Source organism: Blastococcus sp. HT6-4, from assembly GCF_039679125.1.
Taxonomy (GTDB): domain Bacteria; phylum Actinomycetota; class Actinomycetes; order Mycobacteriales; family Geodermatophilaceae; genus Blastococcus; species Blastococcus montanus.
In genome coordinates this window covers 1,261,356-1,275,880 of the sequence record NZ_CP155551.1, presented here as the reverse complement: position 1 = coordinate 1,275,880, position 14,525 = coordinate 1,261,356, and the positions used below count along the sequence as shown (strand labels likewise).

Below are 14,525 nucleotides of genomic sequence, written 5' to 3'. Positions count from 1 at the left end.
CCGGGCGGCGGTTGCCGCGGGCCGGGACCGGAATGCTGTGGCGCCCGCGCCCGGTGGTGCTGGGCGCGGTGGAACTCGGTGGTGCCGGTCCTGCAGGTGGTGCGGTGGTCTGGGCGTCCGGAGCCGGGTGGCCCGGATCGGCGCGTCACGTCTGGCAGCCGTGCCGCTCGACGGCGCACGGGCCCCGGAGGGCTCCGATCGGTCAGACCGTGACGTGCTCCCCCGGTTCGGAGGGGCGCGCCACGCGGTCAGGACCGAGCGGATCGGCCACGGTCCCGGTGTCGTCGAGCCGGCCCTGCGCCTCACGCACGGCCCGGGGGGGCAACGGCGGGCGCAGGTCGGCGACGGCAACCAGGGCGGCCAACACGTCGTCGGGTCGTACAGCGGGCGTCACCTGCCGGACGACCATGTGCAGTATGGCACAACCTGCCTCCTCGCCCACGGACGCGCGGGCGACGGCGGGCCGGGCGTCGATGTCCTTGAGCCCGTTCTTGGTGCGCTTGGCGACGGTGACCACGTCGCTGGCGAGGAACTTCTCCACGGCCGGCTGCAGCTCGTCGAGCGCCACGTCGGGCAGCTCGACCCGCCACACGGAGGTGTCGATGCGCTCGGCCAGCGAGCCGGTCCCCTCCTGCGCCTCCACGACCTCGAGGACGGCGACGTCGGCCGGCAGGGCGGCGTCCAGCGCGACCCGCACCGCCTCGGGGTCGCAGCGGATCGCGACCCCGATCTCCAGGTACTCCGCCTCGCTCGCCGACCCGGTGGGGGCGGCACCGATGTAGGAGATCTTCGGGTGCGGGCTGAACCCGGCGGAGAACGCCATGGGCACCTGCGCCCGGCGCAGCGCGCGCTCCAGCGCCCGCGCCAGGTCGCGGTGGGAGGCGAAGCGGAGCCGGCCCCGCTTGGCGTAGCGGATCCGCAGCTTCTGCACGGTGGGCGGCGGGGGCGGGCCCTCGGGCTGGCGGGCCATCAGACGACGGTGAGCGGGAGCAGGCTGCGGCCGGTGGGCCCGATCTGGATCTCGGTGCCCATGGTCGGGCAGACCCCGCAGTCGTAGCAGGGGGTCCACCGGCAGTCGGCGACCTCCTCCTCGGAGAGGGCCTCCTGCCAGTCCTCCCAGAGCCACTCCTTGTCCAGCCCGGAGTCCAGGTGGTCCCAGGGCAGGATCTCGTGCTCGGTGCGCTCGCGGGTGGTGAACCAGTCGAGGTCCACGCCGAACGCGGCCAGCTCCTCGGTCGCGGCGGCCACCCACCGGTCGTAGGAGAAGTGCTCGCTCCAGCCGTCGAACTTCCCGCCCTCGCGCCAGACCCGCTCGATGACCCGGCCGACCCGGCGGTCGCCGCGGGACAGCAGTCCCTCGATCATCCCGGGCTTGCCGTCGTGGTAGCGCAGGCCGATGGAGCGGCCGATGCGGCGATCGCTGTTGATGGCCTGCCGGAGGAGCCTGAGCCGGGAGTCGATCGTCTCGGCGCTGGCCTGGCTCGCCCACTGGAACGGGGTGTGCGGCTTGGGCACGAAGCCACCGATGGAGACGGTGCAGCGGATGTCCTTGCGGCCGCTGGCCTCCCGGCCGGCCCGGATGACCTCGACCGCGAGCTCGGCGATCTCCAGGACGTCCTCGTCGGTCTCGGTCGGCAGACCGCACATGAAGTAGAGCTTCACCTGCGTCCAGCCGTTGGCGTAGGCGGTGGTGACCGTGCGGACGAGGTCCTCCTTGGACACCGTCTTGTTGATCACCCGCCGGATGCGCTCGCTGCCGCCCTCGGGGGCGAACGTGAGGCCGCTGCGCCGCCCGTTGCGGGACAGCTCGTTGGCCAGCGTGACGTTGAAGGCGTCCACGCGGGTCGACGGCAGGCTGAGGCCGGTGTTGGTGCCCTCGTAGCGGTCGGCGAGCTCCTTGGCGACCTGCCCGATCTCGGAGTGGTCGGCGCTGGACAGCGACAGCAGCCCGACCTCCTCGTACCCGGTCGCCTTGAGGCCCTGCTCGACCATCGAGCCGATGCCGGTGATCGTCCGCTCCCGCACCGGGCGGGTGATCATCCCGGCCTGGCAGAAGCGGCAGCCGCGGGTGCAGCCGCGGAAGATCTCCACGCTCATCCGCTCGTGCACGCTCTCGGCGAGCGGGACCAGCGGCTGCTTCGGGTAGGGCCACTCGTCGAGGTCCATGACGGTGCGCTTGCCGACCTTCGCCGGGACGTCGTCGCGGGTCGGGGTGACCGCGGCGATCGCGCCGTCCGGGCCGTAGCTGAACGCGTAGAACCGGGGCACGTAGACGCCGTCCACGCGCGACAGCCGGGCCAGCAGCTCCTCGCGGCCGCCCGGGCGTCCCTGCTGCTTCCACGCCTTGACGACGTCGGTGATGTCGCCGACGACCTGCTCGCCGTCACCCAGGACGGCGCAGTCGACGAAGTCACTGACCGGCTCCGGGTTGAACGCGGCGTGCCCGCCGGCGACGACCACCGGGTGGGTCTCGTCGCGGTCGACCGCGTGCAGCGGCACACCGGCGAGATCGAGCGCCTCGAGCAGGTTGGTGTAGCCCAGCTCGGTGGCGAAGCTGACCCCGAGCAGGTCGAAGTCCCGGACGGAGCGGTGCCCGTCGACGGTGAACTGCGGGACGTCGTGCTCGCGCATGAGGGCGGCCAGATCCGGCCAGACGGCGTAGGTGCGCTCGGCCAGGGCGTCGGGGCGCTCGTTGAGCACCTCGTACAGGATCATCAGGCCCTGGTTGGGCAGCCCCACCTCGTAGGCGTCGGGGTACATCAGCGCCCAGTGGACGGCCGCGGACTCCCACGGCTTGACCTGGGCGTTGAGCTCACCGCCGACGTACTGGATCGGCTTCTGGACCTGGGCCAGCAGGGGCTCGAGGCGGGGGTACAAGGTCTCACCAGTCATGACCGGTCCAGGGTAGCCCGCGACGCGGAGCACTCCCACGCCCGACGACCGCGCACTGCGAGCAGTCATTGCGCAGGGCGTAGCAATAATGCTACGAATGAAGGCATGGGTCGTCAGCCACGAGGAGATGCCGACCGGGTGCACGACCGCATCGCCGTGCTCCGGGCGGACCGTCGGGTCAGCCGCAAGGAGCTGGCGGACGCCGTCGGCGTCCACCCGCAGACCATCGGCTACCTGGAGCGCGGGGAGTACAGCCCGTCCCTGGCGCTCGCCCTGCGCATCGCGCGGTTCTTCGACCTGCCCGTCGAGGCCGTCTTCTCCCTCGACCCGCTGCCCTCGCTCAGCCAAGAACTCAGGAGGACGCCGTGAGCACCCACCCCGAGCAGACCTATCTCGCCCGCACCTTCGAGGACGGCCGCTGGGCGTGGGCCCGCACGGTGCGGGTACGCCGCCGCGCGGTCATCGCTCAAGCGACGCTGCTGTCTGCACTGGTGGCGGCCACCGTCACCGCCGCCACGACGGACGCGGGCTGGAACACGCCCTTCTTCGTCGTCTGGACCGTCGGGATGCTCGCGTTCATCCCGCTGCACTCCACGCTCAACGCCGGCATCCGGGGCGTCTTCGACCGCAGCGTCCGATCGCTGGACGAGCACCAGCAGCGGCTGCGCGACCGGTCGTTCACCGCGATGGCTTGGCCGGCCACCGCGCTGCATCTCGCCGCCTGGTCGGGGGCCGTCGCCGTCGTCGCCCTCACCGGGCACGTCCCGCTGGCCCTGTGCCTCGGCTTCCTGCTGTGGTTCGCCGCCGGCCTGCTGGCCTACTGGCACCTGGCCTGGACCAGCCCCGACGAGCCCACCGACGCCGACTTCTGACCGGCTCCGGGCAAAGGAACCTATGCCTACGGTTTCGACGCCGATTCCGTAGGCATAGGTTCCTTTGCCTGTCCGGGTCAGCCCAGGTCGGGGAAGAAGAGGCCGATCTCGCGTGCGGCGGACTCGGGCGAGTCGGAGCCGTGCACGATGTTGTTCTGCACCTCGAGGGCGAAGTCGCCGCGGATGGTGCCCGGGCCGGCCTTCACCGGGTCGGTGGCGCCGGCCAGCGCGCGGAACGCCTCGATGGCGCGCGGACCCTCGACGACCAGGGCCATCAGCGGGCCGCCGGTGATGAACTCGACCAGCGAGGGGAAGAACGGCCGCTCGCGGTGCTCGGCGTAGTGGGTCTCGGCGACCTCGGCGGTCAGCGTGCGCAGTTCGGCGGCGACCAGCCGCAGCCCCTTGCGCTCCAGCCGCGTGATCACCTCGCCGACCAGGCCGCGGGAGACGCCGTCGGGCTTGACGAGGACAAGGGTGCGTTCGGTCACGGGGGCGGAGCCTACGGGGTGGCCCGCTCCTCGCCCTCGCCGTCGCCCGGCCCGGGGCTCTCCACGGCCTCGAACGGGCTGCCGAGCAGCTCCTTGCGCACCTGCAGCAGGTAGAACCAGATGATCAGGAACGCGCCGGCCACGAACCACATGACGCTGTTGAGCAGGCCGGTGAGCAGCAACGGCACCTGCAGGGCGGTGCCGATGACCAGGCCCCGCGGACGCCGCTGGATCCCGCTGGCGAGGATCAGCACGACGGCGAGCACGAGCAGCAGCGTCAGCCGGACCCCGCCGAGCCCCTCCTCGGTCTGCGCGATGCCGCGGGGGACGAAGAGGACGGCGATGCCCTCCAGCACCAGGACCGCGGCCGCGGCGCCGCGCAGCGCCTTCGCGGCGCGGGCGGGGTCGGGCGCGGTCACGACCGGCCCCGGGAGAGCAGGCCGCGGGCCTCGCCGGCGGTGATCACGCTGCCGGTGACCAGCACCCCCGAGCCGCCCAGCGCGTCGTCGGGGCCGGCCTCGGCCAGCTCGATCGCCTCGGTGAGCGCCTCGGTCAGCCGCGGCGAGACGCTGACCCGGTCGGCGCCGAAGACGTCGACCGCGAGGTCTCCGAGCTCGTCGGCCGGCATCGCCCGAGGCGAGCTGTTCTGGGTGACGACGAGCTCGGCGCAGACCTCCTCCAGCGCGGCGAGCATGCCGGCGACGTCCTTGCCGTGGACGCAGCCGACGACGCCGACGAGCCGGGTGAAGTCGAAGGACTCCCGGATCGCCGCCACGGTCGCCGTCATGCCGGCCGGGTTGTGCGCGGCGTCGACCAGCACGCTGGGGCTGGTGCGCACCCGCTCCAGGCGGCCGGGCGAGCGCACCGCGGCGAACGCGGCGCGGACGGTCTCCTGCTCGATGGGGCCGGTCGCCGCCCCGGCGCCGAGGAACGCCTCGACGGCGGCCAGCGCGGTGACCGCGTTCTGCGCCTGGTGGGCACCGAACAGCGGGAGGAAGACCTCCTCGTACTCGCCGCCCAGGCCCTGCAGGCGCACCTGCTGCCCGCCGACGGCGACCTTCCGCTCCAGCACGCCGAACTCGGTGCCCTCGCGGGCGACGACGGCGTCGGCCTCGACGGCGCGGCGGACGAGCGTGTCGAGCGCGGCCGGCTCCTGGTGGGCGAGGACGGCGATCGCGTCGCCCTTGATGATCCCGGCCTTCTCCCCGGCGATGGTGCCGACGTCGGGGCCCAGGTACTCGGCGTGGTCCAGGGCCACCGGCGTGACGACGGCGACCCGCGCGTCGGCGACGTTGGTGGCGTCCCAGGTGCCGCCCATGCCGACCTCGATGACGGCGACGTCGACCGGCGCGTCGGCGAACAGCGCGTAGGCCATGCCCACCATGACCTCGAAGAAGCTCATCGGGATCTCGCCGGCGGCGTCGACCATCTGCACGTAGGGCGCGATGTCCTCGTAGGTCTCGACGAAACGTTCCGCGCTCACCGGCTCGCCGTCTAGCACGATCCGCTCCCGGATGGTCTCCAGGTGCGGGCTGGTGAAGCGCCCGACGCGCAGCCCGAAGCCGCGCAGCAGCTCGTCGATCATCCGCGCCGTCGTCGTCTTGCCGTTGGTGCCGGCCACCTGGATCACCGGCATGGCGCGCTGCGGCGACCCCAGCAGGTCGACCAGCGCGGTGATGCGGGTGAGCGACGGCTCCAGCCGGCTCTCCGGCCAGCGCGCGAGCAGCTCCTTCTCCACCCGGGCCATGTCACCGGTGCTGCTGTTGCTCATCCTGCTCAGGATGCCAGCCGAGGACACCGGACCGGCTCCGCGCCCCGGTCCGCTCCTCCCTCGGCTGTCGTCGGTCGTCCGGTTCCTAGACTGAGCCACATGGTCACCGACTCCCGCACCCCGGACAGCGCGACGCCGGGAGCCACCGTCGGCGTACCGGAGAAGCCGTCCGTCGACGGGCTCGAGGAGAAGTGGATCGGCCGCTGGGCGTCCGAGGACGTCTACGGCTTCGACCGCGCGGCGGCTCTGCAGGCGCCGCGCGAGCAGATCTGGTCGATCGACACTCCCCCGCCGACCGCCAGCGGCTCGCTGCACGTGGGGCACGTCTTCAGCTACACCCACACCGACATCGTCGCCCGCTACCAGCGCATGCGCGGCAAGCACGTCTTCTACCCGATGGGCTGGGACGACAACGGGCTGCCGACCGAGCGGCGGGTGCAGAACTACTACGGCGTCCGCTGCGACCCCGCGCTCCCCTACGACCCGTCCTTCGAGCCCCCGGCCAAGCCGGGCAAGGACCAGCAGCCGATCTCGCGGCGCAACTTCGTCGAGCTGTGCGAGCAGCTGACCGCCGAGGACGAGGCCGAGTTCGAGAAGCTCTGGCGCCGCGTCGGGCTCTCGGTGGACTGGTCCAACGTCTACCGGACCATCTCGGCGACCTCGCGGGCCACCGCCCAGCGGATGTTCCTGCACAACCTGGCCCGCGGCGAGGCCTACGCGCAGGAGGCGCCGACCCTCTGGGACGTCACCTTCCGCACCGCCGTCGCGCAGGCCGAGCTCGAGGACCGCGAGCGCCCGGGCGCCTACCACCGGATCGCCTTCCACTCCCCCGACGGCCCGGTCTTCATCGAGACCACCCGGCCGGAGCTGCTGCCGGCCTGCGTCGCGCTGGTCGCGCACCCCGACGACGCGCGCTACCAGCCGCTGTTCGGGAAGACGGTCCGGACGCCGCTGTTCGACGTCGAGGTGCCGGTGGTCGCCCACCGCCTCGCCGAGCCGGACAAGGGCTCGGGCATCGCGATGATCTGCACCTTCGGCGACCTCAACGACGTCACCTGGTGGCGGGAGCTCCAGCTGCCGACCCGGGCGATCGTCGGCTGGGACGGCCGCCTGCTGGCCGACCCGCCGGCCGACGTCCCGACGCACCCCTACGACGAGCTCGCGGGCAAGACGGTGTTCTCCGCCCAGCAGCGGATCGTCGAGCTGCTGCGCGAGTCCGGCGACCTCGAGGGCGACCCGAAGCCGATCACCCACCCGGTGAAGTTCTTCGAGAAGGGCGAGCGCCCGCTGGAGATCGTCACCACGCGGCAGTGGTACATCCGCAACGGCGGCCGCGACGCCGACCTGCGCGACGCCCTGGTCGCCCGGGGCCGGGAGATCCAGTGGGTGCCCGAGCACATGCGGCACCGCTACGACAACTGGGTCGAGGGCCTCAACGGCGACTGGCTGATCAGCCGCCAGCGGTTCTTCGGCGTGCCGTTCCCGGTCTGGTACCGGCTCGACTCCGAGGGCGAGCCGGACTTCTCGGCGCCCATCCTCGCGCCGGAGGAGGCGCTGCCGGTCGACCCGTCGTCCGACGTCCCGGAGGGCTTCACGGAGGACCAGCGCGGCAAGCCGGGCGGCTTCATGGCCGACCCCGACGTCATGGACACCTGGGCGACGTCGTCGCTGTCGCCGCAGGTGGCCTCGGGCTGGGACACCGACCCGGAGCTGTTCGCCAAGGTCTTCCCGATGGACCAGCGGCCGCAGGCGCACGACATCATCCGCACCTGGCTGTTCTCGACGGTCGTCCGCGCGCACTTCGAGCACGGCACCGTGCCCTGGACCCACGCCACCATCTCCGGCTTCGTGGTCGACCCCGACCGCAAGAAGATGTCGAAGTCCAAGGGCAACGCGACGACGCCGATCGACGTCCTGGAGCGGTACGGCACCGACGCGGTGCGCTGGCGCGCTGCGGGCGCCCGGCCGGGTGCGGACTCGCCGTTCGACGAGGCGCAGATGAAGGTCGGCCGGCGGCTGGCCATGAAGATCCTCAACGTCGGCAAGTTCGCCCTCGGCTCCGGCGCCTCGGCCGCGCACACCGCCGACCAGGTGACCGAGCCGATCGACCGGGCCCTGCTGGCCTCGCTGGCTTCGGTGGTGGACGAGGCGACGGCCGCGCTGGACGCCTACAACTACACCCGCGCCCTCGAGGTCACCGAGTCGTTCTTCTGGTCGTTCTGCGACGACTACGTGGAGCTGGTGAAGTCGCGGGCCTACGGCGACGGACCGGGCGCGGCGTCGGCCCAGGCCGCCCTGGCGTTGGCCCTGTCGGTGCAGCTGCGGCTGTTCGCGCCGGTGCTGCCGTTCGTCACCGAGGAGGTCTGGTCCTGGTGGCAGACCGGCTCGGTGCACCGGGCGCTGTGGCCGACCGCGACCGAGCTGCCGACCGGCGGTGACCCGGCGGTGGTGTCGGTGGCCGCGGCGGCGCTGGCCGGGGTGCGGAAGGCGAAGTCGGACGCCAAGCAGTCGATGCGCGCCGACGTCGAGACCGCGACGGTGACCGCCCCGGCCGTGCAGGTGCCCGCGCTGGAGGCGGCCCGCTCGGACCTCGTCGACGCCGGCCGGATCCGGACGCTGACCATCCGCCCGGGCGAGGGCGAGCTGACCGTCGACGTCGTCCTGGCCGAGGTCGCCGACGCCTGACGCGCCCTCGCCGGGCGTTGCTCCTCAGCCGGCCACTTCCGCAACCGGAATGGCCGGCTGAGGAGCAACGCTGGTGGCGCCGTCCACAGGTTCGCGACGACGGCCCCGGGTCCGAGTGATCGCGCCGCAGGCTGTGCCTGTGCACGACCTGCTCCCCCTGCTCGGGCCGACGCGGACGGCGTCGGTCGCGGCGGTGTCCGCATCGGCGAGTGCGCGATCGGTGGGTCGCTGGCTCGCCACCGGCCGTCTGGTCCAGCTCCACCCCGGCTGGGTGACGACGCCGGAGTTCGCGGAGGACTGGACGGTGCGTGCGTACGCCGCCACCGGGTACGTGCGCGGCCCGCTGAGCCACATGAGCGCCCTCGCCGTGCACGGCGTCGTCGACAACCGGGTGACGCGGCTCGACGTGACCGTCGCCGGAGAACGACGGCTGCGGAGCTCCCGTTGGCTCCGCGTGCACCGCTCCCGGATCCCGACAGCCGTCGTCCGTGTCCGAGGGCTGCCCGCGACCACGCTCGCCCGCTCCCTGATCGACACCTGGGGCGACGCGCATCGGGCCCGGGCGATGCGGGCTTCGACTCGGTCGCCCGGTCCGCCTGCCTCCGGGCCACCCGTGAGCGACTGATCGGCGTCGACGAGCTGACGGCGCAGCTCGAGCTCCGGCCGGAGCTGCCCGGCCGCGCCTCCCTGGTGACGCTGCTCGGGCTGATCGCGGGCGGCTGCCAGAGCGAGCTGGAGATCTTCGGCGTCCAGCACGTGCTCGACGTGGCGGGGCTCCCGGCCTGCCGGCAGCAGCACCGTGTGCTGCTGCCCGACGGCCCCGTACTGCTGGATGCGGCCTGGCCGGAGGTCGAGCTCGCCGTCGAGCTGGACGGAGCGGCCTTCCACGGCAGCCCGGAGGCCCGTGAACGCGACCTCCGACGGGACGCCGCCCTGGCCGCCGCCGGCTGGATCGTGCTCCGGTTCAGCTACCGCCGGCTCACCCGGAACCCGGCGGCGTGCCGCGCCCAGATCAGGGCGGTCTACGAGCGTCGACTCGGCATTGCTCCGTGACCGGCCAGTTCAGCACCCCGAACGGCCGGTGGAGGAGCAACGCTCCTGGCCGGGCCCGGAAACGCAGCGAGCCCGCCCCCGGTGCCGGGGACGGGCTCGCTGTGACGTCAGCTGCGGATCAGGCCGACTTCTCGCGGGGGGCGCGGGACGGCTTGCGCGGCACGATGGTCGGGTTGACGTGCTCCAGCACGACCTCCTTGCCGATGACCACCGTGGCGATGTCCTCGCGGCTGGGGATGTCGTACATGACCGACTGGAGCACCTCCTCCATGATCGCGCGGAGGCCACGGGCGCCGGTGCCGCGGAGGATCGCCTGGTCGGCGACGGCCTCGAGCGCGTCGTCGGTGAACTCCAGCTCCACGCCGTCGAGCTCGAAGAGCTTCCGGTACTGGCGCACCAGGGCGTTCTTCGGCTCGGTCAGGATGTTGATCAGCGCCTGACGGTCGAGCTTCTGCACGCTGGTGATGACCGGCAGCCGGCCGATGAACTCGGGGATCATGCCGAACTTCAGCAGGTCCTCGGGCATGACCTCGGCGAAGGCGTTGGCCTCCTCGATCTCCTTCTTGCCGCGGATCTCGCCGCCGAAGCCGATGCCCTGCTTGCCGGCCCGCGCCTCGATGACCTGCTCCAGGCCGGAGAAGGCGCCACCCACGATGAAGAGCACGTTCGTGGTGTCGATCTGGATGAACTCCTGGTGCGGGTGCTTGCGGCCACCCTGCGGCGGCACCGACGCCGTCGTCCCCTCGAGGATCTTCAGCAGCGCCTGCTGCACGCCCTCACCGGAGACGTCGCGGGTGATCGACGGGTTCTCGCTCTTGCGGGCGATCTTGTCGACCTCGTCGATGTAGATGATGCCGGTCTCGGCCCGCTTGACGTCGTAGTCGGCGGCCTGGATCAGCTTGAGGAGGATGTTCTCGACGTCCTCGCCCACGTAGCCGGCCTCGGTGAGGGCGGTGGCGTCGGCGATGGCGAACGGCACGTTGAGCATCCGGGCCAGCGTCTGCGCCAGGTGCGTCTTGCCGCAGCCGGTCGGGCCGATCAGCAGGATGTTGGACTTGGCCAGCTCGACGGCGTCCTCGCGGGAGGCGCGGTCACCGCCGGCCTGGATCCGCTTGTAGTGGTTGTAGACCGCGACCGAGAGCGTCCGCTTGGCCTTGTCCTGGCCGATGACGTACTGGTCGAGGAAGTCGTGGATCTCCTTGGGCTTGGGCAGCTCGTCGAACTTGAGGTCCGACGACTCCGAGAGCTCTTCCTCGATGATCTCGTTGCAGAGGTCGATGCACTCGTCGCAGATGTAGACCCCGGGGCCAGCGATGAGCTTCTTGACCTGCTTCTGGCTCTTGCCGCAGAACGAGCACTTGAGCAGATCACCGCTCTCACCGATACGTGCCACCTGCTGACCTCCACCTCGACAGTCGCCGGTCCTGGTGTCAGGTACCCGCGGGTTGGACCCTGCTTGCTTGTCTTCTGCCCCTGCACGTCCTCGCTGACAGGCTGTCCCGCGAGGCTCTCCTCCCAGCGCTTCCGGCCGGGGATCGGGCGTTCGCCGAACGTACCCGCCGCCGCGGACGAGCTCGGGCAATGACTCACCCGGAACGTCCCGGCCGTCCCACTTCTGTCCCGTCGTGCCCTCAGACCTCCGACGGTACGGGCCGAACACGCGTCCCGCGCGTGCCCGGCCCGTACCGGATCACGGAGTGGGGAGGGCGTTGAGCTTCCGGCTCTGGATGACCTGGTCGACGATGCCGTACTCCTTGGCCTCGCCGGCGGTCAGGATCTTGTCGCGGTCGATGTCGGAGCGGACCTGCTCGGCCGTGCGGCCCGTGTGCCGGGCCAGGATCTCCTCCATCTGGTAGCGCACCCGCTGGATCTCCGCGGCGTGGATCTCCAGGTCGGAGACCTGGCCGCCCGCCTCGCCCGAGGGCTGGTGGATCAGCACCCGGGAGTAGGGCAGCGCCAGGCGCTTGCCCGGCGTCCCGGCCGCGAGCAGGACGGCGGCGGCCGAGGCGGCCTGGCCCATGCAGACGGTCTGGATGTCGGGCCGGACGAACATCATCGTGTCGTAGATCGCCATGAGCGACGTGAACGAGCCGCCGGGCGAGTTGATGTAGATGGTGATGTCGCGGTCGGGGTCGGCGGACTCCAGCGTGATCAGCTGGGCCATCACGTCGTTGGCCGACGCGTCGTCGATCTGCACCCCGAGGAAGATAATGCGCTCCTCGAAGAGCTTGTTGTACGGGTTCGACTCCTTCATGCCGTAGCTCGTGCGCTCCACGAAGGAGGGCAGGATGTAACGGCTGGAGGGCATCTGGAAGCTCATCTGTGTCAGTCCTCGGGAGCTCAGTTGTCGGAGACCGGGTTGGCGCTGTCGGTCATGGCCGCCTTGCTCACCACGTGGTCGACGAAGCCGTACTCGAGGGCCTCCTGCGCGGTGAACCAGCGGTCACGGTCGGAGTCGCGCTCGATCTGCTCGATGTCCTGACCGGTGTGGAAGGACTGCAGCTCGTTGAGCTCGCGCTTGGTCCGGCGGAACAGGTCGGCCTGGATGGCGATGTCCGCCGCCGTGCCACCGACGCCGGCGGACGGCTGGTGCATCATGATCCGTGCGTGCGGCAGGGCGTAGCGCTTGCCCTTGGTGCCGGCGGTCAGCAGGAACTGGCCCATCGAGGCGGCGAGGCCCATCCCGTAGGTGGCGACGTCGCAGTCGATGAACTGCATCGTGTCGTAGATGGCCATGCCGGCGCTGACCGAACCACCGGGCGAGTTGATGTAGAGGTGGATGTCCTGCTTGGGGTCCTCGGCGGAGAGCAGCAGCATCTGGGCGGCCAGCTGGTTGGCGATGACGTCGTCGACCTGGGTGCCCAGGAAGATGATGCGCTCGCGCAGCAGGCGCTCGTAGACCGAGTCGCCGAGGTTCATCATGCCGCTGGCGCCACGCATCATCGGTGCGCTCGCGAAGATCGGGTCGGTGGTGCTCACGGGTGCGGTGACCTCCGTAGGACGCGTCGTGGCAGTAGATCTCGTGTGGTGCGGGGCCCGGAACGGCCCTCCGGGAGGAGCTACCCCCCGGCGATCGCCTGAGTCCTGTCGACCCTAACGCGGACCTCCGACGGGACACTCCCCGTCCGGCCGGTGTTCGCCGTCGGCGCAGCGCGGCGGCCCCGGATGCGACGACGCCGCCCCACCCGGGTGCGGGTGGGGCGGCGTCGTACCGGTCGTGCGGGGGTGGATCAGGCCTTGCTGACGTCCTCGGTGTCCTCGGTCGCCCCTTCGGCGGCCTCGGTGGCGACGGCCTGGACGGCGATGTCCTCGTCCTCGGCCGGAGCCTCCGCGGTCTCCCCGGCGGCGGTCTCCTCGGCGGGCGCCTGGACCGTCTTCGGGCGCAGCGCCTCGAGGTCGACGGTGTTGCCCGACGCGTCGGTGATCGTCGTCTGCTCGAGCAGCTGGGCCAGCGTCTTGGTCCGGCGGACGTCGGCGACGAACTCGGCGATGTTGCCCGACTGCTGCAGCTGCTGGGCGTACTGCTCCGGGCTCATCCGGTTGCGCTGGGCCTGGGCCATGATCTGCGCGGAGAGGTCGTCGTTGTCGACGGTGACCTCACGGGCGTCGGCGATCGCGTCCAGGATGAACTGGGTCTTGACCGCCTCCTCCACGTTCTTGCGCTGCTCGGAGTCGTAGGCCTCGCGGTTCTCGACGCCCGACATCTGCAGGAAGGCGTCCCAGTCCATGCCGGCCTGCTGGAGTTCGCGCTCGAAGGCGCGGTTGCGCCACTCGACCTCGCGCTCGACCAGGGTCTCCGGCATCGGCACCTCGACGGTCTCGAGGAGGTGCTCGACCAGCTTGTCGCGGGCCTGCGCACCCTGCTGGATCACCTTGGTGCGGGCCAGGCGGGTGCGGACGTCCTCCCGCAGCTCCTCGAGGGTGTCGAACTCGCTGGCGGTCTGGGCGAACTCGTCGTCCAGCGCCGGCAGCTCCTTCTCCTTGACCGAGCGCACGGTGACGGTGACGTCGGCCATCTGGCCGGAGTTCGGGCCGGAGAGCAGGGCGGTCTGGAAGGTCGCCGACTCGTCGGCGGAGAGGCCGCGGACGGCCTCGTCGAGGCCCTCCATGACGTTGCCGGAGCCGACCTCGTAGGACATACCGGTGGTCGAGCCGTCCTCGAGCACCTCGCCGTCGAGCTTGGCCTCGAGGTCGATGGAGACGAAGTCGCCGTCCTGGGCGGGGCGCTCGACGCCGGTGAGCATCGAGAAGCGCTCGCGCATGACCGAGATCTGCTGGTCGATCTCCTCGTCGGTGACCTCGACGTCGTCGACGGTCACGGCGAGGTCCTCGAGGGGCGGCAGCTCCAGCTGCGGGGCGACGTCGACCTCGGCGGTGAAGGCGAGGGTGTCGCCGTCGTCGAGGCGGGTGACCTCGATGTCGGGCTGGCCGAGCACCCGCACCTGGTTCTCGCGGATGACCTCGGAGTAGACCTCCGGGACCGCGTGCTGGACGACCTGCTCCAGGACGACGGGGCGGCCGATGCGCTGGTCAAGCACCCGGTTGGGCACCTTGCCGGGGCGGAACCCGGGGATGCGGACCTGCTTGCCCAGCTCCTTGTAGACCTCACCGAAAGCGTGGTCCAGGTCCCCCCAGGGCACCTCGATCGCCATCCGGACCCGCGTGGGGCCCAGTTCCTCGATGGTGCTCTTCACAGCGGCAGTGCTCCTCGGTAAGACAGCGGTTGTGGGCGCCCGCGGGGTCCGGTGACGCCGGGTCGACCCC

14 protein-coding genes are annotated in these 14,525 nt (G+C 71.5%); 5 read left to right on the top strand and 9 right to left on the bottom strand.

What is annotated here, in order from left to right; all coding sequences use genetic code 11:
* Nucleotides 1–202 precede the first annotated feature (202 nt).
* Entirely contained in the window at nucleotides 203–970 is a 768-nt protein-coding gene (locus ABDB74_RS06250; protein ID WP_346622593.1) for a TIGR03936 family radical SAM-associated protein, read from the bottom strand.
* On the bottom strand, nucleotides 970–2,892 hold the full coding sequence (locus ABDB74_RS06245) for a TIGR03960 family B12-binding radical SAM protein (RefSeq protein ID WP_346622591.1): 1,923 nt from the start codon (nucleotides 2,890–2,892) through the stop codon (nucleotides 970–972). Before ABDB74_RS06245 ends, ABDB74_RS06250 begins: the two co-directional genes overlap by 1 nt.
* Nucleotides 2,893–3,030: 138 nt before the next feature.
* On the opposite strand from ABDB74_RS06245, the gene ABDB74_RS06240 reads away from it, so the two are divergent.
* Both ABDB74_RS06240 and ABDB74_RS06235 read left to right on the top strand, forming a co-directional pair.
* Nucleotides 3,031–3,261: a helix-turn-helix transcriptional regulator gene (locus ABDB74_RS06240; RefSeq protein ID WP_346622590.1), complete on the top strand. Its 231-nt coding sequence runs from the start codon at nucleotides 3,031–3,033 to the stop codon at nucleotides 3,259–3,261.
* Nucleotides 3,258–3,764: a hypothetical protein gene (locus tag ABDB74_RS06235; RefSeq protein ID WP_346622588.1), complete on the top strand. Its 507-nt coding sequence runs from the start codon at nucleotides 3,258–3,260 to the stop codon at nucleotides 3,762–3,764. Before ABDB74_RS06240 ends, ABDB74_RS06235 begins: the two co-directional genes overlap by 4 nt.
* 77 nt (nucleotides 3,765–3,841) lie before the next feature.
* Here the strand turns inward: ABDB74_RS06235 and ndk are convergent, their stop codons facing one another.
* The 3 genes from ndk to ABDB74_RS06220 are packed head-to-tail and all read right to left on the bottom strand — an operon-like array spanning nucleotide 3,842 to nucleotide 6,023.
* Nucleotides 3,842–4,252 carry a nucleoside-diphosphate kinase gene (ndk, locus tag ABDB74_RS06230; protein WP_346622587.1) on the bottom strand — a complete coding sequence of 137 codons (411 nt, stop codon included), beginning with the start codon at nucleotides 4,250–4,252 and terminating at the stop codon, nucleotides 3,842–3,844.
* 11 nt (nucleotides 4,253–4,263) lie between these two features.
* Nucleotides 4,264–4,671, bottom strand: a complete 408-nt coding sequence (locus ABDB74_RS06225) for a DUF4233 domain-containing protein (protein WP_346622585.1) — start codon at nucleotides 4,669–4,671, stop codon at nucleotides 4,264–4,266.
* On the bottom strand, nucleotides 4,668–6,023 hold the full coding sequence (locus ABDB74_RS06220; RefSeq protein WP_346622584.1) for a folylpolyglutamate synthase/dihydrofolate synthase family protein: 1,356 nt from the start codon (nucleotides 6,021–6,023) through the stop codon (nucleotides 4,668–4,670). The genes ABDB74_RS06225 and ABDB74_RS06220 overlap by 4 nt, the downstream gene beginning before the upstream one ends.
* 99 nt (nucleotides 6,024–6,122) lie before the next feature.
* On the opposite strand from ABDB74_RS06220, the gene valS reads away from it, so the two are divergent.
* The 3 genes from valS to ABDB74_RS06205 all read left to right on the top strand — a co-directional run bounded on the left by valS (nucleotide 6,123) and on the right by ABDB74_RS06205 (nucleotide 9,761).
* Entirely contained in the window at nucleotides 6,123–8,708 is a 2,586-nt protein-coding gene (gene valS, locus ABDB74_RS06215) for a valine--tRNA ligase (RefSeq protein ID WP_346622582.1), read from the top strand.
* 139 nt (nucleotides 8,709–8,847) lie between these two features.
* On the top strand, nucleotides 8,848–9,333 hold the full coding sequence (locus ABDB74_RS06210) for a hypothetical protein (RefSeq protein WP_346622581.1): 486 nt from the start codon (nucleotides 8,848–8,850) through the stop codon (nucleotides 9,331–9,333).
* Between the two features lie 65 nt (nucleotides 9,334–9,398).
* Nucleotides 9,399–9,761, top strand: coding sequence for a DUF559 domain-containing protein (locus ABDB74_RS06205; protein ID WP_346622579.1), 363 nt, complete (start codon nucleotides 9,399–9,401; stop codon nucleotides 9,759–9,761).
* A 118-nt stretch (nucleotides 9,762–9,879) separates the two neighbouring features.
* On the opposite strand, the gene clpX is transcribed toward ABDB74_RS06205, so the two are convergent.
* The 4 genes from clpX to tig form a co-directional block, all read right to left on the bottom strand.
* Nucleotides 9,880–11,154 carry an ATP-dependent Clp protease ATP-binding subunit ClpX gene (gene clpX, locus ABDB74_RS06200; RefSeq protein WP_346622578.1) on the bottom strand — a complete coding sequence of 425 codons (1,275 nt, stop codon included), beginning with the start codon at nucleotides 11,152–11,154 and terminating at the stop codon, nucleotides 9,880–9,882.
* A gap of 297 nt (nucleotides 11,155–11,451) precedes the next feature.
* Nucleotides 11,452–12,081, bottom strand: coding sequence for an ATP-dependent Clp protease proteolytic subunit (locus ABDB74_RS06195; protein ID WP_346622577.1), 630 nt, complete (start codon nucleotides 12,079–12,081; stop codon nucleotides 11,452–11,454).
* 20 nt (nucleotides 12,082–12,101) lie between these two features.
* On the bottom strand, nucleotides 12,102–12,740 hold the full coding sequence (locus ABDB74_RS06190; protein WP_407062155.1) for an ATP-dependent Clp protease proteolytic subunit: 639 nt from the start codon (nucleotides 12,738–12,740) through the stop codon (nucleotides 12,102–12,104).
* A 251-nt stretch (nucleotides 12,741–12,991) separates the two neighbouring features.
* Entirely contained in the window at nucleotides 12,992–14,455 is a 1,464-nt protein-coding gene (gene tig / locus ABDB74_RS06185; RefSeq protein ID WP_346622575.1) for a trigger factor, read from the bottom strand.
* Nucleotides 14,456–14,525 lie beyond the last annotated feature (70 nt).